This is a genomic window from Rhodococcus sp. 05-340-2 (assembly GCF_002258915.1).
Lineage (GTDB): Bacteria > Actinomycetota > Actinomycetes > Mycobacteriales > Mycobacteriaceae > Rhodococcoides.
This window is the reverse complement of the sequence record NZ_NOYU01000010.1, coordinates 559,995-579,796: the sequence shown is the minus strand read 5'-3', so window position 1 is coordinate 579,796 and position 19,802 is coordinate 559,995. Positions and strand designations below refer to the sequence as shown.

At 64.9% G+C, this 19,802-nt stretch carries 19 protein-coding genes; 9 read left to right on the top strand and 10 right to left on the bottom strand.

Annotation, left to right across the window (positions count from 1 at the left end):
- The first annotated feature begins 184 nt into the window (after positions 1–184).
- Positions 185–475, top strand: coding sequence for a chorismate mutase (locus tag CH271_RS07010; RefSeq protein WP_037192205.1), 291 nt, complete (start codon positions 185–187; stop codon positions 473–475).
- Positions 476–520: 45 nt separating this feature from the next.
- Here CH271_RS07010 and CH271_RS07005 read toward each other — a convergent pair whose 3' ends face one another.
- Positions 521–1,972, bottom strand: coding sequence for an NAD-dependent succinate-semialdehyde dehydrogenase (locus tag CH271_RS07005; RefSeq protein ID WP_094633215.1), 1,452 nt, complete (start codon positions 1,970–1,972; stop codon positions 521–523).
- Positions 1,973–2,054: 82 nt separating this feature from the next.
- Between CH271_RS07005 and pgi the strand changes: the two genes are divergently transcribed.
- Both pgi and CH271_RS06995 read left to right on the top strand, forming a co-directional pair.
- The gene (pgi, locus tag CH271_RS07000; protein ID WP_094633214.1) at positions 2,055–3,704 is read left to right on the top strand and encodes a glucose-6-phosphate isomerase; all 1,650 of its coding nucleotides are present in this window, start codon (positions 2,055–2,057) and stop codon (positions 3,702–3,704) included.
- A gap of 129 nt (positions 3,705–3,833) precedes the next feature.
- The gene (locus CH271_RS06995) at positions 3,834–4,802 is read left to right on the top strand and encodes a type IV toxin-antitoxin system AbiEi family antitoxin domain-containing protein (RefSeq protein WP_094633098.1); all 969 of its coding nucleotides are present in this window, start codon (positions 3,834–3,836) and stop codon (positions 4,800–4,802) included.
- 72 nt (positions 4,803–4,874) lie between these two features.
- Here the strand turns inward: CH271_RS06995 and CH271_RS06990 are convergent, their stop codons facing one another.
- On the bottom strand, positions 4,875–6,491 hold the full coding sequence (locus CH271_RS06990; RefSeq protein WP_094633097.1) for an acyl-CoA dehydrogenase family protein: 1,617 nt from the start codon (positions 6,489–6,491) through the stop codon (positions 4,875–4,877).
- Positions 6,478–7,080 carry a TetR/AcrR family transcriptional regulator gene (locus CH271_RS06985; protein ID WP_032404341.1) on the bottom strand — a complete coding sequence of 201 codons (603 nt, stop codon included), beginning with the start codon at positions 7,078–7,080 and terminating at the stop codon, positions 6,478–6,480. The genes CH271_RS06990 and CH271_RS06985 overlap by 14 nt, the downstream gene beginning before the upstream one ends.
- A gap of 62 nt (positions 7,081–7,142) precedes the next feature.
- Between CH271_RS06985 and CH271_RS06980 the strand changes: the two genes are divergently transcribed.
- Genes CH271_RS06980 through CH271_RS06970 form a run of 3 tightly spaced genes read left to right on the top strand, consistent with a single transcriptional unit; the run spans position 7,143 to position 9,413 of the window.
- Positions 7,143–7,907 carry a crotonase/enoyl-CoA hydratase family protein gene (locus CH271_RS06980; protein ID WP_037191901.1) on the top strand — a complete coding sequence of 255 codons (765 nt, stop codon included), beginning with the start codon at positions 7,143–7,145 and terminating at the stop codon, positions 7,905–7,907.
- A complete protein-coding gene (locus tag CH271_RS06975; RefSeq protein WP_094633096.1) occupies positions 7,904–9,151 on the top strand; it encodes a hypothetical protein in 1,248 nt (415 codons plus the stop codon). Before CH271_RS06980 ends, CH271_RS06975 begins: the two co-directional genes overlap by 4 nt.
- 16 nt (positions 9,152–9,167) lie before the next feature.
- On the top strand, positions 9,168–9,413 hold the full coding sequence (locus tag CH271_RS06970; protein ID WP_037191897.1) for a DUF2630 family protein: 246 nt from the start codon (positions 9,168–9,170) through the stop codon (positions 9,411–9,413).
- Positions 9,414–9,427: 14 nt separating this feature from the next.
- Here CH271_RS06970 and CH271_RS06965 read toward each other — a convergent pair whose 3' ends face one another.
- Positions 9,428–10,186, bottom strand: coding sequence for an SDR family oxidoreductase (locus CH271_RS06965; RefSeq protein WP_094633095.1), 759 nt, complete (start codon positions 10,184–10,186; stop codon positions 9,428–9,430).
- A 29-nt stretch (positions 10,187–10,215) separates the two neighbouring features.
- Here CH271_RS06965 and CH271_RS06960 point away from each other — a divergent pair, with 29 nt between their 5' ends.
- Complete coding sequence (locus tag CH271_RS06960) at positions 10,216–11,658, top strand: dihydrolipoyl dehydrogenase family protein (protein ID WP_094633094.1); 1,443 nt, start codon at positions 10,216–10,218, stop codon at positions 11,656–11,658.
- On the opposite strand, the gene CH271_RS06955 is transcribed toward CH271_RS06960, so the two are convergent.
- On the bottom strand, positions 11,652–13,058 hold the full coding sequence (locus CH271_RS06955; protein ID WP_094633093.1) for an APC family permease: 1,407 nt from the start codon (positions 13,056–13,058) through the stop codon (positions 11,652–11,654). The genes CH271_RS06960 and CH271_RS06955 overlap by 7 nt on opposite strands.
- Before the next feature lie 38 nt (positions 13,059–13,096).
- Between CH271_RS06955 and CH271_RS06950 the strand changes: the two genes are divergently transcribed.
- Both CH271_RS06950 and CH271_RS06945 read left to right on the top strand, forming a co-directional pair.
- Positions 13,097–13,690, top strand: a complete 594-nt coding sequence (locus CH271_RS06950) for a TMEM175 family protein (RefSeq protein WP_094633092.1) — start codon at positions 13,097–13,099, stop codon at positions 13,688–13,690.
- A 9-nt stretch (positions 13,691–13,699) separates the two neighbouring features.
- The gene (locus CH271_RS06945) at positions 13,700–14,476 is read left to right on the top strand and encodes an IclR family transcriptional regulator (protein WP_037191884.1); all 777 of its coding nucleotides are present in this window, start codon (positions 13,700–13,702) and stop codon (positions 14,474–14,476) included.
- Here the strand turns inward: CH271_RS06945 and CH271_RS06940 are convergent.
- From CH271_RS06940 to CH271_RS06920, 5 genes are all read right to left on the bottom strand, one after another.
- A complete protein-coding gene (locus tag CH271_RS06940) occupies positions 14,464–15,453 on the bottom strand; it encodes a 2-hydroxyacid dehydrogenase (protein ID WP_094633091.1) in 990 nt (329 codons plus the stop codon). The genes CH271_RS06945 and CH271_RS06940 overlap by 13 nt on opposite strands.
- Entirely contained in the window at positions 15,450–16,373 is a 924-nt protein-coding gene (locus CH271_RS06935; RefSeq protein WP_094633090.1) for a hydroxymethylglutaryl-CoA lyase, read from the bottom strand. Before CH271_RS06935 ends, CH271_RS06940 begins: the two co-directional genes overlap by 4 nt.
- Positions 16,374–17,594 carry a CaiB/BaiF CoA transferase family protein gene (locus CH271_RS06930; protein WP_256986297.1) on the bottom strand — a complete coding sequence of 407 codons (1,221 nt, stop codon included), beginning with the start codon at positions 17,592–17,594 and terminating at the stop codon, positions 16,374–16,376. It abuts the gene before it with no gap.
- 32 nt (positions 17,595–17,626) lie between these two features.
- The gene (locus tag CH271_RS06925; RefSeq protein ID WP_094633213.1) at positions 17,627–19,018 is read right to left on the bottom strand and encodes a GntP family permease; all 1,392 of its coding nucleotides are present in this window, start codon (positions 19,016–19,018) and stop codon (positions 17,627–17,629) included.
- Between the two features lie 152 nt (positions 19,019–19,170).
- Positions 19,171–19,731, bottom strand: coding sequence for a molybdenum cofactor biosysynthesis protein (locus CH271_RS06920; RefSeq protein ID WP_094633088.1), 561 nt, complete (start codon positions 19,729–19,731; stop codon positions 19,171–19,173).
- Positions 19,732–19,802 lie beyond the last annotated feature (71 nt).

Here is a 19,802-nt window from a genome sequence, read left to right as displayed (position 1 = left end):
AAACCGTACGTCATCGCCTGCATCGGATCGGCCGCTGTTCGGCCGAGCGTGCAGGAGCCTGTCGATAGACGCAACGCCCTGGTTCCGGACGGGAACCGAACCGACCGGCGATGCAGTTCCGAATACGAAAGGCGTAACGGTGACGGACGACGCAACGATCCAAGATGTGACCCGAGGAGAGACGATGGCCATGACGACGAAGATCGACTCAGACATTGCAGTGCCTTCCAGTGAGGCCGAGATCAACGACCTGCGCCAGGAAATCGACCGCCTCGATGCCGAGATCCTGACGGCCATCAAGCGTCGCTCCGAGGTCTCGCAGATCATCGGACGCACCCGCATGGCCTCCGGCGGTCCGCGTCTGGTGCACAGCCGCGAGATGAAGGTTCTCGAGCGTTTCAGCAGCCTCGGCCAGGAAGGCCACACGCTGGCCATGCTCCTGCTCCGCCTCGGTCGCGGTCGCCTCGGACACTGATCGACCTCCGGTTGGGCGCGCAGTGTGCACGCCCAACCGTCAGCTCTACTTCAATGCGATGTACTTGGTCTCGAGGTATTCCTCGATTCCCTCGGATCCGCCCTCACGGCCGAATCCGGATTCCTTCACTCCACCGAACGGCGCGGCCGCGTCCGAGATGACTCCGCGGTTGACGCCCACCATGCCACTGTCGATGGCGTCGGCCACCCGTAGCGCGCGGTCCAGGTTCTCGGTGTAGATGTACGACGCCAGGCCGTACTCGGTGTCGTTGGCCGCGTCGATTCCCTCCTGCTCGGTGTCGAAGCCGACGACCGGAGCCACCGGCCCGAACACCTCCTCCTTCAGAATCCGTGCATCGGCAGGCATGTCGGTGAGCACGGTTGCCGGGTAGAAGTAACCGTCCCCGCCCGGTGCCTTCCCACCGAGTGCCACCGTCGCGCCCTTGGCCACCGCGTCGTCGACCAGTTCCTGCACGGTCTCGAGCTGATCGGCATTGATCAGCGGTCCCAGCTTGGTATCGGGGTCGACGCCGGGGCCGAGCTTCATCTCGGACATCTTCGCCACGAGCTTGGTGGTGAACTCCTCGCGCACGCTGTTGTGCACGTGCAATCGGTTCGCGGCGGTGCAGGCCTCGCCGCCGTTGCGCATCTTGGCGAGCATCGCGCCGTCCACCGCGTCGTCGATGTTCGCGTCGTCGAACACCACGAACGGTGCGTTGCCGCCGAGCTCCATCGACGTGCGCAGCAACCTCGTCGCGGACTTCTCGACGAGCGACTTGCCGACGCCCGTCGAGCCGGTGAAGGTGAGTTTGCGCATCCGCGGATCCTCGATGAGGGGTCCGGTGACGTCACCGGACTTCGACGTCGTCAGTACCGAGAGCACACCTTCGGGCAGGCCGACCTCGTCGAAGATCTGAGCGAGCAGCAGCATCGTCAGCGGGGTCTCGCGAGCGGGCTTGACGACGATGGTGCAGCCGGCGGCCAGAGCCGGCCCGATCTTTCTGGTGCCCATCGCCAACGGGAAGTTCCACGGGGTGATCGCCAGGACGGGCCCGACCGGAGCCTTGGTGACGAGGATTCGTCCGTTGCCCGCCGGGGCCGGGGTGTAGCGGCCGCCGATGCGTACCGCTTCCTCGGCGAACCAGCGGAAGAACTCGGCACCGTACTTCACCTCGGCCTTGGATTCGGCGAGCGCCTTGCCCATCTCCAGGGTCATCAGCAGCGCGATGTCGTCGGCGCGTTCGGTGACCTTCTCGAATGCCGCTCGAAGGATTTCACTGCGTTCGCGGGCAGGTGTTGCCGCCCAGCTCTTCTGCGCCGCAGCGGCGGCGTCGAGCGCCTTCATCGCGTCGGCGGGCGATGCGTCGGCCACCTCGGTCAGGGGCTTGCCGGTGGCCGGATCGTTCACCGCGAACGTCTTGCCTCCCTCGGCGTCGACGGCCTTACCGCCGATCCACAGTTTTGCCGGAATCGAATCGATCAATGCACGTTGGTCCATACCGTCCATGATGCCTCCGCAGCGCCCGAAGCAAACGAGAACGACGCGCGCGTGACTGTGCACGGGATTACTGTTGGTTCGTATGAGCGTCGATATCACCGGCACGGATGCCTGGCAGAAGCTGACCGATCACCACTCCACGATCGCCGATACTCATCTTCGGACACTGTTCGCCGAGGACGCCGACCGAACACGCACGTTCACTCTCGACGCCGCCGATCTGCACATCGACTACAGCAAGCACCGCATCACCCGCGAGACCGTCGAGTTGCTCGTCGAACTCGCCCGTACCGCCGATGTCGAAGGCAAACGCGACGCGATGTTCGCGGGCGAGCACATCAACACCTCCGAGGACCGCGCCGTTCTGCACACCGCGCTGCGTCTACCGGCCGACGCCTCGTTGACCGTCGACGGCCAGAACGTCGTCGCCGATGTGCACGAAGTCCTCACGGCAATGGGCGAATTCACCGATCGGGTGCGGTCGGGTGAATGGGTCGGCGCCACCGGCGCGAAGATCTCCACCGTCGTCAACATCGGCATCGGCGGATCCGACCTCGGACCGGTCATGGTCTACAACGCACTCCGGCACTACGCCGACGCCGGGATCTCTGCGAAATTCGTCTCGAACGTCGACCCCGCGGATCTGGTCGGTGCGCTCGACGGACTCGACCCCGCGTCGACGCTGTTCATCATCGCGTCCAAGACGTTCTCCACCCTCGAAACGCTGACGAACGCAACCGCGGCCCGGCGCTGGCTCGTCGACGCGCTCGGTGAAGATGCCGTCGCCAAGCACTTCGTCGCCGTGTCCACCAACGCCGAGAGGGTTGCGGACTTCGGTATCGACACCGACAACATGTTCGGCTTCTGGGATTGGGTCGGCGGACGCTACTCCGTCGATTCGGCAATCGGGTTGTCGGTCATGACCGTTGTGGGTAAGAAAGCGTTCGGCGAATTCCTCGACGGCTTCCACCGCATCGACGAGCACTTCCGCACCACACCCCTGGCCGAGAACGCTCCGGTTCTGCTCGGCCTCGTCGGCCTGTGGTACAGCTCCTTCTTCGGCGCGGAAACCCGTGCCGTGCTGCCGTATTCGAATGATCTCTCCCGTTTCGCGGCGTACCTGCAGCAGTTGACGATGGAGTCCAACGGCAAGTCCGTCAAGGCCGACGGCTCCCCCGTCACCACGCCGACCGGTGAGATCTTCTGGGGCGAGCCTGGCACCAACGGGCAGCACGCCTTCTACCAATTGCTGCACCAGGGAACACGTTTGGTACCTGCGGACTTCATCGGATTCGCCGAACCGACCGACGACCTACCGACCCGCGACGGCACCGGCTCGATGCACGATCTGCTGATGAGCAACTTCTTCGCGCAGACCAAGGTGCTCGCCTTCGGCAAGACCGCCGAGGAGATCGCCGCCGAGGACACTCCGGCAGATGTGGTGCCGCACAAGGTGATGCCCGGCAACCGCCCGTCCACCTCGATCCTCGCCCCCAAGCTCACGCCGTCGGTGGTCGGACAATTGATCGCCCTGTACGAGCACCAGGTCTTCGTCGAAGGCGTCATCTGGGGAGTCGACTCGTACGACCAGTGGGGCGTCGAACTGGGCAAGACCCAGGCACTCGAACTGACACCGGTGCTCACCGATTCCGAAGCTCCTGCCGCACAGTCGGATTCATCCACCGACGCACTGGTGCGCTGGTACCGGGCGCAGCGGGGTCGTTCGGCCTGAGGTCCCCACTGAGGCAAATCGGCTCCCCAGTTTTGGATTTCTGCCTCCGATCGGCGTCGGAAATCCAAAACTGGGGAGCTTTTTCTCTGCACAAGGATCCGTTTCGGCACCCGGCGCGTCCAAGCAGTCATGGACTTACCCCAGACGGATCTGTTCACCCGGGCCGACGCGCTCGCATTCGGATTGACTGACGACGACCTGCGACGACTGCGCCGCACCGGTGAACTGTCGGTTCTGAGGCCAGGGTTCTACGTGCCGCATGCGGTGATCCAATCCGCGAGTCCGATCGAACGACATTCTTTGCTCGCGCGGTCCTATCTGATGTCAGCTCCCCCGGATCACGTGCTCAGCCACGTCTCGGCCGCCATCGCCTGGGGCTTCGACATCTGGCAGCTACCGCTGGACAAGGTGCACATGACGCACGGACTCGACTACGCCAGCAAACGCCGTCCGCTGCGAATTCTCCACGGCACCACGCTGGATCCCACCGAACGGACCTCCGTCAACGGGTGCGCGGTCACCTCGGCAGCCCGCACCATCGTCGACATCGCACGCACCACGACCGTCGAGCGGTCCGTGTGCGTAGGCGACAGCGCACTCAGATCGGGTCACACCGACACCGACGCTCTGTCGACTGCAGTGGAGTCGGCGCGGTTCCGCACCGGTATCTCCGCCGCCCGGCGATCTGTGTCGCTGATGAACGGGCGCAGCGAGAGCGTCGGCGAATCTCGGAGTCGGGTGCTCTTCGAGACGCTTCCTCTGCCGACTCCGCTGCTCAATCAATGGGTGTACGACAGCGCGGGCCGCTTCGTCGGGCGGGTCGACTTTCTGTTCCGGGAGTTCGAAGTGATCGGCGAGTTCGACGGCGAATCGAAGTACGACTCCAAGCGTGTACTGCTCGACGAAAAGTATCGCGAGGACCGACTACGTGAGTTGGGATGGGTGATCGTGCGGTGGAATTGGCGGGACCTGGACGATCCTCGCGCACTACTTCGCCGTTTCGAGCAGGCCTTCGCCCGCGCGGCAGGCCTTCCTACGCCGGCCGGGTGGTTCGGAGACCAGCGCATTTCGTCGGATCAGCTCCCCAGTTTTGGATAACCGACTCCGATCGGCGTCACAAATCCAAATATGGGGAGCCGATCCCCCGCTCCGTAGATCCGCGGACGGGCATCACACCCGCGCCAACACCGCCGCCGTATCGACTCCCGTCGGCAGGGTGCCGAAGGCGATGCCCCAGTCTCGGTCGAGTCGACTGGCGCAGAAGGCATCGGCAACAGCGGCGTCCCCGTGCATCACCAACTGTGCGCCCTGGAAGGTCAGCGCCATCAGTTCGACGACTCGCCTGGCCCGGTATTCCATGTCGGAGGTGTCGGAGAGTTCCTTGCCGACGCGGGCGATGGCGTCGTCGAGGCGAGAATCCACGCCCGACGCCTGGCCGATCTCACCGAAGAAGGCCTCGACACTGTCGGGCTGACGGGCCAGTGCGCGCAGGGAATCGAGTGCGGCGACGTTGCCGGAGCCTTCCCAGATCGACATCAACGGCGACTCGCGGAACAACCGGGGCATACCCGATTCCTCGACATAGCCGTTGCCACCGAGACATTCGAGCGCCTCGGCGGCGTGGGCCGGCGCTCGTTTGCACACCCAGTACTTGGTCACTGCCAAGGCGATTCGGCGCAGCGCGCTCTCCTGTTCGTCACCGCGCGCGGAGCCGTCGGTGGCCTGCGCCAGGCGGATCATGGCGGCGGTGGCGGCCTCGGATTCGATGGTCAAGTCTGCCAGCACGTTTCGCATCAGAGGCTGATCGATCAGCTCAGCACCGAACGCAGCTCGATGACGCGCATGATGGACCGCGCGCACTGTGGCGTTGCGAATTCCGGCCGCGGACCCGATGACGCAGTCCAACCGGGTCATGTTGACCATCTCGATGATGGTGCGCACGCCGCGTCCCTCTTCACCCACGAGCCAGCCGGTGGCCCCGTGATATTCGAGCTCGCCCGATGCATTCGACTTGTTGCCGAGCTTGTCCTTCAAGCGCTGCAGCATCATTCGGTTGCGGGTACCGTCGGGCAGCACGCGCGGCAGCATGAAACACGACAGCCCGCCGGGGGCCTGCGCCAAGGTGAGGAACATGTCCGACATCGGCGCAGACGTGAACCACTTGTGGCCGACGATCGAGTACGTACCGTCCGACGACGGAGTGGCCGTGGTGGTGTTGGCACGGACGTCGGAGCCGCCCTGCTTCTCGGTCATGGACATGCCTGCGATCAGTCCGCGTTTGCTCGACGGGGTCCGCAGACCGAAATCGTATTCCCTCGACGCCAGTAGTGGCTCGTACTGCGCAGCCAGAGATGGATTGTGCCGCAACGCCGGAACGACGGCGTAGGTCATCGAAATGGGGCACATGTGTCCGGCCTCGGCCTGCCCCCAGACGTAGAACTTCGCAGCGCGGGCGACGTGTGCACCGACGCGGTCGTCGGTCCAGGGGCTGGCGTGCAGTCCGTGCTCGACAGCAACGGTCATCAAATCGTGCCAGTGCGGGTGGAATTCGACCTCGTCGATGCGATGACCGTAGCGATCGTGAGTCTTCAACACGGGTGGGTTCTCGTTGGCGAGCCGTCCCCACTCCTGAGCCTCGACTCCGCCGGCGAGGGCTCCCAACTGCCGAACCTCGTCGAGCGCCCAGCCGCCACCGGCCCGCGCAAGGCCGTCGAGCAACGACGGGTCCGCGGAGGTGTCGTAGGGCGTCAGGTCGATTGCCTGGTTGAATACCTCATGCGTGTCCATCTCGAACTCCTAACGCGCGCAACGACAATGCGACCAGACCCGGGACCGGATCCTTGGATTCATGGGAAGACAACGGACCGACCAGAACTTCGCCGACGGCCCCGACCAGACCTGCTGCCGAGATCGCTGCGTCCTGCTCGGGAATCTCTCCGGCTGCGATGCCTGCCGCGATCGCGTCGGCGAATGCCTCGGTGAATTTTCGCCGGAAGACCAACCGCTCGGCGTCGACGGCCGGATCCACCGGCTCGGCGAGCAGCGCGTAGGCCATCGTTCGGTTCTTCAAGGCCCGTCCGGCGAAGGTCTCCACCACTGCCGTCACCCGCTCGGCAGTGCTTCCATGCCCGGCGACGGCCACTACTGCCGCGACCTCGCGGCCGCAGACCTCGCGGAAGATGGCGACCACCAGGTCCGCCTTGCCCTCGAAGTGGGTGTAGACGCTGCCTGCGGATACTCCCGCGGCCGCGGCGACCGACGCGATCGAAAGCCCTGCGTAACCGTGCGTCGAGAGCACCTCGATGGCGGCAGCGAACAGCTTCTCGCGGCCGGCGTCGAGCCTGGCCTGCACCGCGGGGGTTCGTCGATAGGGCATGCCAAGGATTGAAGCACTGATTCATTGCTTCACGCAAGAGAACTCGAGTAGGGTTCACAGACATGCCGGTACGGATCGAACGATCAGGCCCCGTCACCACCATCGTCCTGTCGCGTCCGGAGGCCCGCAATGCCGTCGACGGCCCCACCGCTCAGGAGTTGATCCAGGCGTTCGAGGAGTTCGACGCCGACGAATCCGCCTCGGTGGCGGTCCTGTGGGGCGAGGGCGGCACGTTCTGCTCGGGAGCCGACCTCAAGGCACTGGGCACACCGCGCTCGAATCACGCGACCGAACACGGGGACGGACCGATGGGCCCGACGCGAATGCGGTTGTCCAAGCCCGTCATCGCGGCCGTGTCGGGATACGCCGTCGCGGGCGGACTGGAACTCGCTCTGTGGTGCGACCTCCGCATCGCCGAGGACGACGCCACGTTCGGCGTCTTCTGCAGGCGCTGGGGAGTTCCGTTGATAGACGGCGGCACAGTGCGATTGCCGCGCATCGTCGGTACGGGCCGGGCGATGGACATGATCCTCACCGGTCGCGCCGTCGACGCCGAAGAGGCGTTGAACATGGGACTGATCACCAGAGTGGTTCCGGTGGGCCGAGCCCGGTCGGAAGCAGAGGCATTGGCCGCCGAACTCGCGCTGCTACCGCAGACCTGCATGCGTGAGGATCGGTTGTCCCTGCTGGAACAGGACGGCCTCGACGAAGAGTCCGCCCTGAAGAACGAATTCCGACACGGTGCCATCTCGATCAACGCCGATGCGCTCAGTGGCGCGAGCCGGTTCGCATCGGGGGCGGGACGACACGGCACCGCGAGCCCGTGAAATCCACGCGTCTGTCGGTGATCGACGAGATATTTCTCCGGACCCACCGCGGCTATGGAATTCCGATTGCGCTGCAAGGCATCTGGCGCACCACCGAGACGGTGAGCGCAGAAGAACTACACCGGGTCCACGACCAGCTGGCCATCGGACAGCTCGGCCGTCGAGTCGGCAAGCCCCGCACACCCGGGGCCCGACTTCGATGGGACATCTCGTCCGAATCGCTCCCACTCGACTACGGCACCGACGCGGTCGACGACATCATCGGATGGGCCGACGCGCAGGCAGACGTTCGACTCGACCCGCAGTACGGACCCGGCTGGCGGTTGACGGCCGCGCCCATTCCACACGGCGGCACCGTGCTGTCTCTGGTGTGTTCGCACGCACTGGCCGACGCTCGTGAGCTCATCGACGCTGCGGCCCGAGCATTCTCCGGATCGACACCCGTACCGGCGCTGCACCCGGGATCGGATGTGAAGGACGCGCTCTCGATGATCTTCACCGTTCTCCTACGATCCATCGCAGCGACGGCGAGGTTGTGGGTCAGTAAGAAGGCCCGAGCCGAACTGCGAGCATTCACCACCGCCGACAGCGGCGGCGTCACCCCGCACCGGGCGCGGGCAATGCAGTCGGTGATCGTCGATATCGATGCCGCAGAGTGGGATTCGGCGGCAGAAAGTGTCGGCGGATCGGCCAATTCGTTGTTCGTCTCGGTCGTCGCCGCCACGATGAGAGAACTCGGGTCACCCGCGGTGACCGTCGACATTCCTTTTCGCACCGGGTCCGGTGACGCCAATGCGATCGGCATGGCCACCGTCGCCGTCCGCGGAGACGACTCGCCCGCGGCCATCCGAGCAGCGTGCAAGGAGGCGTTCGGCAAGCCGGTGGGAGCACCCGCAGGCTATCCACCCGAGATCGTCCAGCTGCTCCCCCATCGCGTCGCCGCCAAGCTGACGTCGACCCCGGGGCGCGGAGAAGTGTTGTGCTCCAACATCGGCGACATTCCCGACGGCATCACCGCACTCGGCACCCACCGATCGTGCGGACTCGCAACCCGCGCGATCCATCCGAATCCGTCGGGCGCGCTGTCGACGATCAGAATGTCGACCTATCTCTCCCGCCTGGACGGCAGCTACACACTCTCGCTCGTGTGCACCGACGACGCGTTGGCCGGATCGACCGCCGAGCTCACCGCGGCCGTGCAGCGAGCCCTGGCAACGCGGAACCTGGCCGCCAAACCCTGGTAGGTCTACCGTTGTCGCCATGAACGAGCACGATATCCACACCAAGATCCAGCAGCTCATCGCCACCGAGCACAAGCTTCGCACCGAGGCCCAGTCGGGCGACATCGACCCGGACACCGAGAAGGCCCAACTGGCGTCCCTCGAGCACGCCCTCGATCAGTGCTGGGACCTGCTCCGCCAGCGTCGGGCGCGCATCGATGCGGGCAAGAACCCCGACACCGCAACGGCCAACAGCGTCGACCGGGTCGAGGGGTACCTGCAGTAACCCCCGCCCGACTCCTAGACCATCCGATCCGTCAGCACGTTCGGCAGGAACCGCAGCGCCGCGTCGATGCCACGCCACTTGAGTCCGGGTAGCGCGGCGCGGCGGGTCTCGCTCTCGATCGCGTCGACCATCGCGGTGACACCCTGGTCGAGAGTGGCTGTGAGAGCGGCACTGTCGCCCGCTTTGGCGGACATGTCGGTGGCGATGAAGCCGGGTAGCAGGGTGGTGACGGCGATGTCCGTTCTCGACAGTTCCGTGGACAGCGATTCACCCAGCGAGGCCACTGCGGCCTTGCTGGCCGAGTAGGCCGCTTTGGCTCCCGGCAGTCCCCGGTCGGCGCTGATGGACGAGACGAACACCAGGTGCCCGCGCTTCTGCTCTCTGAAGATCGACAGTGCAGCTTCCGCCTGCGACAGGGCTCCGACGAAGTTGGTGCGTGCGGTCTGCAGATTGGCCTCGGCCCGGCCGGTGCCGATCTTCGCGCCCTTGCCGAGCCCGGCATTGACGATCACTCGATCGAGGCCGCCCAATTCGTCTCGCAATCTTCCGAACACCTCACCGACCGCGTCATGATCGGTGACGTCGAGGGCTCGAACCACCACGGTGATGTTCGGGTTGTGATGCATCAACTCGGCGCGAAGATCGTCCAACCGCTCGACGCGCCGGGCGCAGAGCGCAAGGTCCCGGCCCATGCCTGCGAACCGTCGCGCCATTTCCTCACCGAGCCCCGAGCTCGCTCCGGTGATCAGAATCTTGTTCCGAGTGGTCGCCATAAGCGGCGAGCCTATGTCACTGTGGAGCAATGGCCTCAGAAAGCTCGGAATTCGATGTCATCGTCATCGGCGGTGGACCGGTCGGCGAAAATGCCGCGCAGTACGCAATACGGGGCAGCGATCGCACCGCAGTGATCGTCGAACACGAACTACTCGGCGGTGAATGCTCGTACTGGGCCTGCATGCCGAGCAAGGCACTGCTGCGTCCGAGCGAGGTTCTCGACACCGCGCGAAACATGCCGGGAGTCAAAGAGTTGGTCGGCGATCAACCCCTCGACGCCGACGCCGTCCTGGCCCGACGCGAATCCTTCACCCACAGCCTCGACGACTCCTCGCAGGTGACGTGGGCCGAGTCGGCCGGCATCTCGGTGGTCCGTGGCCACGGGCGACTCACTGGGGCCAGGACCGTCGAGGTCGACGGCCGCACACTCACCGCCCGTCACGCTGTTGTCCTCGCCACCGGAACCACCGCATCGGTGCCGAACACCCCCGGCCTGCGCGACGCCCGGCCGTGGATCTCCCGCGATGCCACCAACATTCACGAGACCCCGGGGCACATCGCCATCATCGGCGGTGGCGTCGTCGCGACGGAGGCGGCCACCTGGTTGCTCTCGCTCGGAGCGAAGGTCACGATGATCGTGCGCGGATCGTCGCTGCTGGCCGGTTCCGAACCGTTCGCCGGTGAACTGGTCGCCGAGGCGCTGAGGAAGCGCGGCGGGGCGATCATGCTCGACGCCTCCCTCGAGTCGGTGTCACGAGAGAACCCTGCCGACACCGGCATCGGCCGAATCCACGGCGGCCCGGTCGGTCTCGTGGTCGACGGTACCGAGATCGTCGCCGATGAGATTCTGGTTGCGGCAGGCCGCACCCCGGCGAGTGCGGACCTCGGATTGTCGAGCCTCGGACTCGACGAGGGCCACTACATCGACGTCGACGATCATCTGAACGTTGCCGGTCACGACTGGCTCTACGCGGTGGGCGACGTCAACGGCCGCGCGCCACTGACGCACATGGGCAAGTACCAGGGCCGGGTGGCCGGCGACGTCATTGCCGCCAGAGCCGAGGGAAAGCCGCTGGACAGCAAGCGATTCCGCGCATCAGCGGATCACGGTCAGATCCCCCAGGTGGTGTTCACTCCGGTCGAGGTGGCGTCCGTCGGACTGACCGAGGCAAAGGCCCGAAAGGAAGGCATCGACGTCGAGATCGTGGCGCAGGACATCGCCGTCGCGGGTTCGTCTCTGCAGCAGGACGACTACTCGGGCCGTGCGCAGCTGGTGATCGACCGCGCCACGGACACGATAGTGGGCGCGACGTTCGTCGGCCCGGGCGTCGCCGAGCTCGTTCATGCCGCCACCGTCGCAGTGGTCGGCAAGGTCTCGCTCGACGACCTGTGGCATGCGGTGCCGTCGTATCCGACGGTCAGCGAGATCTGGCTCCGGCTACTCGAGGCGCGTCGAACACCCGATCACTGACGCATGTAGGCCGCGGCAATGCCCTCGTAGGTTGTCGGGTCGGCACGTTTGATGCGCAGCGCCACCAGTACCCCCAGGATCGCGGCGAGGATCAGCACCACAGGGATTGCATTGACGACCGCAGAATCGGAACCGGTCAGGATGCTGTAATGCGTTCCGGCGAGCACCAATCCGGTCATGAAACCGGCGAAGCCGATGCCGGGGGCAATCCCGGTGCGCCACAGTGAGCGATCCGGATGGCCGATGAAGAACACCACCACCGACAGCGCTGCCGCAGCCTGCAGGGCGATCACCCCCAGAGTTCCGAGGCCGATGGCACCGGCAGCGTAGATCAGGTACGGGTCGGCACCGGTCACCGCGAACACCGCCAGCGCCACTGCAGCCACGATCGAGGCGGTGATACTGCCGATGTGGGGGCTCGAGTGCTTCGGGTGAATTCGGCCCAGCCGCACCGGAAGTACGCGCTCACGCCCGAGAGCGAACAGATATCGACTGGCTGCGTTGTGCACGGCGAGATACGACGCGAGCACACTGGTGCACAGCAGCACCGCGGTACCGTCGTACAGCACTGTTCCTCCGTACTGCTGCGCCAGCGTGAACAGAAGATTGCCCAGTTCGGTCTGGGCCAGCACCGGTGCGTCGACTCCACCCGCAGCCCCGACGATGATCCAACTCGTCAGCACGTAGAAGACCGCGATGAGCGTGACCGCGATGAATGTCGCGCGCGGGATGCTGCGTCTGGGGTCCTTGGTTTCCTCACCGTACAGAGCTGCGGACTCGAAACCGATGAAGCTCGAAAAGGCGAACATCATCGCTATCCCCAGCGACCCGGAGAACACCTGCGTCGGAGTGAACGACTCCAGTGGCAGTGCCGCGGTCCCCTTGTCATCCACCACCAGGACGTTGAACACCGTCAGAAACGCAAATTCGAGCACCATCAGAGTTCCGAGAACCTTGGCCGAGAGGTCGGCGTTTCGGAAACCCAGGAATGCGACAATCACGACAGCGGCTGCCGTGAAGATGTACCACGGAATATCGATACCCGAGTCGGCGAATACCACATGCGTGAAATATCCGAATGCGCCGGAAAGTCCGCACGCCAGCGACGTATACGCGACAACTGCGACATACGCGGCAGCGACACCGGGCGGCTTACCCAACGCCAGACCGATGTAGGTGTAGAACGCTCCGGTGCTGTACACCTGCTGGCCGATCGCCGCGAAACCTACCGAGAAGCAGAGCAGCACAACAGCACTGATCGCGTACGCCGCGGGCAGACCGGCACCGTTGCCGCGGATCAGGGCCAGCGGTACATTGCCGATCATCGCCGCCATCGGTGCCGCGGCAGCCACCACAAGAAATACCACTCGTCCGGTGGTCAGAGTACGTCGCTCGGACATCGTTCGGACGCTACTCGCAGAGGGAGCAGAATGCTGACATGGAATACGAACGCGGTTTCGAGAGACTGGTCAACTTCAGTGACGCTGTGGTCGCGATCGCTGCAACGTTGCTCATTCTTCCGTTGGTGGAACTTGCCGAACCGAACGACAGTGCACAATTCGTCGATATTCTGCGTGACCACGGGGTCGAGCTGTTCGCATTCGTCCTCAGCTTTCTGGTCATCTTCTCGCAGTGGCTGAGCCATCATCGGGTCTTCCGGAACCTGGTCGGGTACACCCGGGGTCTGATGTGGGTGAATTTCGTCTGGTTGTTGTCCATAGTGTTTCTGCCGTTCCCCACCAAGCTGATCGCCGAGAAGAGCGGTTACGACGCGAGTGCCTCTCCGCTCTACGTCGCGACCATCGCGGTGTCCGTCATCGCGATGTTCGTGGCCGACATGATCGTGTCTCGGCACCCGAACATCGTCGCGCGCGACACCCCGACGTCCGGGAGCACACGCAACGGAGCCATCACGTCGGTACTGATGCTGGTCGCTCTCGGGCTGTCGTTCACCCCGCTCGGCCTGTGGTCGTTGCTGATTCTGTTGCTCACCGCGCCGATCAACCGTCTCGATGAGCGGGTGGCCAAGTAGATTGGTCGTGTGAGCACCGAGAGCGCGTCGAAGCAGCAACCGCTTCTCGTGCTGGGCAAGATCACCGAGATTCTCGACGCCTTCTCGTTCGACCGCCCGTCCATGACCCTCGGTGAGATCCAACAGACCACTGGCCTGCCGACCTCGACGGTGCAGCGCCTCGTCACCAACCTTGTGCAGCAGGGATTTCTGGACCGCCGCGGCGATCGCATTCGCATCGGGGTCCGCATGGCCTATTGGGCCGCGACCGCGACCAAGGACCTCGACGTGCTGTCGGTCGTCAACCCTGTTCTCAAGGACATGCGAGACCTGACGACCGAGACCGCGTGCTTCTTCAGGCCCGAACAGAACTACCGCGTGTGCGTCGCCATCGCCGAGACGCGGCATGCCTTGCGCCGAGACATGTACGTCGGCAAGGTCATCCCACTCAGCGCAGGATCGGCCAGCCGCGTCCTGCTGGCCTGGGACGACGAGCTCGCCGAGCGTGTCCTCTCTCGCGAACTCGAATCGATGACCGAGCAGACGGTGACCGAAGCCGAGACGATGCGGACCCTGTTGGCGCAGACCAGGTCCGACGGCTACGCGATCACCACCGGCGAGCGCGAGACCGGCGCGTCGGGACTGTCAGCGCCGGTCTTCGACTCGGCCGCGGACATCGTCGGTGCCGTCACCATCAGTGGACCGACACTGCGGATGCCGCAGTCGCAGTGCGAGGACTGGGTGGATCTGTTGATCTCCCATGCCGAGCGGATCACGAGGACCCTCGGCGGCCGCTACCCCGCGTGAGACCAGGCGTCGGGATTGACCGGATGCGGTGGCATCGAACCACCGACCATCGCGGCGGCATTGGTTGCACACAGCCGCGCCATCTCCGACCGTACCGATACCGTCGCACTCCCCACGTGCGGGAGCAACACCGTGTTGGGCAGATCCGCCAGACCGGGTTCGAGGGCCGGCTCGCGTTCGTAGACGTCCAAACCTGCTGCAGCAACGGTGCCCTCGCGCAGCGCGGTCACCAGAGCGGCCTCGTCGATCACCGGTCCGCGCGCGGTGTTGATCACGATCGCCGACGGCTTCATCGCTCCGAGTACGGCTGCGTCCACCAGATGGTGAGTGGAATCCGACAACGGCACATGCAGGGACAGGAAGTCGCTGGTCGTGACGATCTCGTCCCACGACGCATGCTCGACGCGACCCGCGAACTCACCGAGCTCATCATCGGAGACCTCTCGGTCGCCGGGCGGACGCGGGCAGAACTTGACCGTCATGCCGAAACCCAGTGCGCGGCGCGCGGTGGCGCGGGCAATGCGGCCGAAGCCGGCCAGCCCCAGCACCCGACCCGAGACATCGCTGCCGAGAAGCAGTTCCGGCTCCCAGCCGGTGAACGAGCCGGAACGGACGAACGCATCGGCCTCGACGGCCCGGCGGGCCGTGGACAGGATGAGCAGCATCGCGATGTCCGCGGTCGAATCCGTCAGCACCCCAGGGGTGTTGGCAACCGTGATGCCGTTGGCGGTTGCGGCTGCGATGTCGATGTTGTCGAATCCGACGGCGTAGTTGGAGATCCCGATGATCGACGCCGAGGCCAATAACTCCGCGTCGAACCGATCTCGCAGCTGAGAGACGACCACGGAGTAGTCCCCCGAGGCGCAGGCGTCGAGCAACTGCTCGTGATCGACCTCCCGCAGGTCCACGTCTCCGGCGGCGCGCAGGATGTCCATGCCCGGCGCGGGGATCTCGGTGGTGACGAGGATGCGGCTCATACGACCCACTCGAAGACATGGGCCTCGGATCGTGCACCTTGAACGGTTTTCGATCGCATGGGCTCGCCCAGTTCGGTGAGCAACTCCTCCGACAGAGTCACCATGGCGGCCAGGGTTTTCGGCTCGAACCAGTCCGGACGCGTCGCGAACAGAATGTCCTCCGACGAGGTGTTGCCGCTGGCCCCGGGGGCGAACGGGCACCCACCCAGTCCGCCGAGCGAACCGTCGACCATCGTTGCTCCGGCCGAGATCGCGGCGAGAGTGTTCGCAACGCCGAGACCCCAGGTGTCGTGACCGTGGAACACCACTCTGCGGTCGGGAGTTTCAACGCGGACCCGTGAGATCAGCGATTGCACCTGCACCGGAACCGCCTGACCCAGGGTGTCACAGATGACGATATCCGTTGCGCCGGTTGCACGTTCGTCGTTGGCTATCTCGATGACACGGTCCGGCGGGACCTGGCCCTCGAACGGGCAGGTGAAGGACGTCGCGATACACAGCTCGATCTCACCGCCCACCGATCGTGCGATGTCGACGGCATCGGGCATCGCCGCCAGGGACACCTCGGTGGTCCTACCGATGTTGGCCTGGTTGTGCGAGTCCGAAGCCGAGAAGCAGTACTGGAAGTTGCGAGCCCCAGCGGCGGCTGCCTTCTCGACGTGGCGTGGAGTGGCGACCCACACCCAGCATCGCGCGAGTTCGTCGGCGGTGAGCTCGCCGATCACCTCGAGGGTGTTGGCCATCGGTGGCACCTTGTCGCCCCGCGCCATCGATCCGATTTCGAGCGACGGCACGCCGAGTTCGATGAGGGCCCTGATGATCTCGAGCTTGCGTTCGGTGGCGAGCATCTTGCCGGTGAGCTGCAGACCGTCGCGCATCGTGACGTCGCGCAGCTCCGCAGCGGGGGTGAATCGGTACATCTACAGGCCCATCTCTTCGTCGGTGCGGCCGAGCAGAGTCGACAGTACTTCTCGGGTGTGTTCACCCAGATCCGGTCCGACCGAACGAATCGGCAGAGACGCGTCACCGATCACCGGGACGACGCCGACGAATCCGACGTCGGCGGGCTTTTCGCCTCCGGTATCGACCGGAAAGTGCTGAATCATGTTGCGGGCGGCGTACTGCTCGTCGGCGACGATATCGGCCGCGGTGTAGATCGGACCCGACGGCACCCCGGCGGCGTCGAGAATCTTCAGAGCCTGCTCGCGCGAATGCAATCCGGTCCAGGCCGAGATGGCTGCGTCCAACTCGTCGCGTCGACGCCACCGGCCGGCGTTGGACGCCAGGTCCGGATCTGCTCCCAGATCGGGACGGTCGATGGTCTCCATGTATCGCTGGAAGATGGCGTCACCGTTGCCTGCGATGATGATCGAGTGACCGTCGTTGCACGGGTACGCATTCGACGGGGCGATGCCCTCCATCCGGCCGCCCGTTCGCTCGCGTTCGACACCGTAGGCCAGGTAGTCCGGGATCAACGATTCCATCATCGACAGAATCGATTCGTTCAGCGCCACATCGATGGAACGCTGCGCCAGCGACAGCGGGGACTGCTCGTCCGGTGCCTGCGCCGCGCGCTGGGTCTGCCGTTGAAACAGGGCCATGACGCAGCCGAATGCCGCGTACAGGCCGGCGATCGAGTCACCGATCGAGACCCCCACTCGAACCGGTGGCCGGTCCGGGTCACCCACGAGATTTCGGAAGCCGCCGTATGCCTCTGCGACAGCCGCGAATCCGGGTCGCTGCGACATGGGACCGGTCTGCCCGAAGGCCGAGATGCGCGTGATGATCAACTCGGGGTTGGCCGCAGAGAGCACCTCCGGCGAGATACCCCACTTCTCCAGAGTGCCGGGGCGAAAGTTCTCGAGCACGATGTCGCACTTCGCCGCGAGATCGACGACGTCCTTGCGCCCCTGTTCGGTACGCAGGTCGAGCACGATCGACTTCTTGTTCCGGTTGATCGTGCGGTAGAGCATCGACGTCGTGCCGGAGTACAGCCGCCAGTTGCGTAGTTCGTCGCCGGTTCCTGGCCGCTCGACCTTGATGACCTCGGCACCGAAGTCGGCGAGCATGCGCGCCGCAGTAGGGGCGGCTATGTAGTTGCCGAGTTCGAGGACTCGAACTCCGCTGAGCGGCAATGCCATCGTGTTCCTTTCGATACTCACAGGAGACGAGCTCACAGGATCCAGCTCATCGGCACGATCAACGCGATGGCGATGACCGATGCCACCGAGACGCCCACCGAGCATGTCTTGAGTGTGCCCCTGGTCGACTGGCCCATCAAGGACTGCAGCAGCCAGAAGGTGTTACTGGTGACGTGGACGGCGAACAGCGATCCGGCACCCGCGGCGAGCGCGATGAACACCGGGTCGAGACCGATCAGCGGAGCGACCGGGGCGAGGATGCCGGCCGAGGTGATGGCGGAGATCGTCACCGATCCGACGGCGATGTGCAACGCCGCAGCGATGACCCACACCATCAACAGAGGAGCAGCGGTGCTGGCCGTGAAGTACTGGCCGAGAATATCGCCGAGCCCTGCCTCGTTGATGACGGCCGCGAGCGAACCACCGACGCCGGTGAGGATGAGGATCTGACCACTCTCGGCGAAACCACGAGCCAACGCCTTCTCCACCCGTGCCTGACCGACGTGGTACCGGCCGATGAGGCACGTCCCCACCAGTCCGATGAGGAGCGCGATGACCGGGCTGGCGATGAATTCGACTACCGGGACGGAGATTTCGGCGACTTCGAGAACGGCACCGATGGCAATGAGGACGAGCGCGAGCAGCAGCGGCGAGAGCAACACCAGCAGCGACGTCTGCTTCTCGGTGCGGACCTTCTGGGCCACGCCACCTCCGGATTCGAGGGGCTCGTCCTCGGAATCGGCCGCGTCGGGAACCACAGGCTCTGGGACCACGACGATCTGCTGCTCGTCCTTCTCCTCGTTCCACCAACCGTGCCGGAAGACGAACGACATGATGGCCACCGACAGCACCACCACCGGCACGATCAGGATCAGTCCGTAGATCATCATCTTGCCCAGCGGCACTCCGAGCAGTCCGGCCAAGGCGAGCGTCGCGACACCGGGGACCATGAAGACGATGCCGCATTCGAGGGCGATGGCCAGGGCTGTGGCCATCCTCGCTGTGCCGTATTTGCCGATCTTGGGGGCGAGATTCCGAGCGAGTGGAGCGGAGATCACCAGCAGCACGTCGAGGAAGATGGACTGCAGCAGAGTCGCGATGGTCAGAGACAGCGCGTACGGCAGACGCTTGGGACCGAACGTTCGCAGCAGCGTTCCGACGAGTCGCTGGATGGCACTCATCTCCTGCAGTACCGAACCCATCAGAACGCCGAACGCGATGAGCAGGCCGACTTCGGCCATGATCTCGCCGAATCCGCCGGTGATCGTGTCGACAGTGGTCGACACTCCGAGCTTCGTCGCCAGTCCCAGGTACGCAGCCCCGAGTACCAGCGAGATCACCGGGTTGAAGTGAAAACGAACGATGAAGACCACCACCGCCAGAACGGCGACGACGGTGTTGATCACGATCCACATATCGGACATCGGCGATTCTTCCCGCTGGGTGAGAGTGACCGCTGCCATGGCACGCGGTTCGGTGTGATCCACCACACTGATACCCACATTATGGGCATAGATTTACTTCGTGAGCAAGAGCCCGAGCAGCATCGAGCCACGAGGGTCCACCGAGAGCCAGGTCAGATCGGCTGCGCGCGCCTGACCGACAACGCCGCGCGGGAGGCGTCGAGTTCGACAGGTGAGCGCACCGCCACCTCCCCGACCCGCAGGATGCCGTCGGACAGCGGTTCCACCCGCAGCCCGCCACGACCGATCAGTGCCTTGCGTGCGCCGTCGACCACCATGCGGTCCATCCACGCGCAGGGATGGGCCGGTCGCCCGCCCCGGAACCGAATCCAGCCGTCACCGGAATCGAGCTCGAATTCCAGACCGCGCAGTGGGTCGAGCTCGAGACCGCGCACGACGACATTTCGTCGGGCCACCGAGGGATCGGGCATCTCGACACCGAGCACATCCCCCACGGCCTCCCATGCCTCGAGCGACAGAAAGCTCACCGCCGCCTCGGTATGCGCTTTGACACCGAAGAATCGATCGCCGCGGATGCCCTTGTGGGCCACGATCTCGACACTGTCGGGCAGTTCGGTCGGCACATCGGCCGGGCCGTCCTTGGATCTCCCGAAGTACGCGTGCGAGGGCGCCCGCAGCAGCTCCACTATCTGGGCTCGATACTCGAAAGGCATGCTCTCGAGTCTGCCCGGTACCGAACCCAGCCGGTTCTTACCCGCGGGTAAGGACGGATCAGTACACTCGC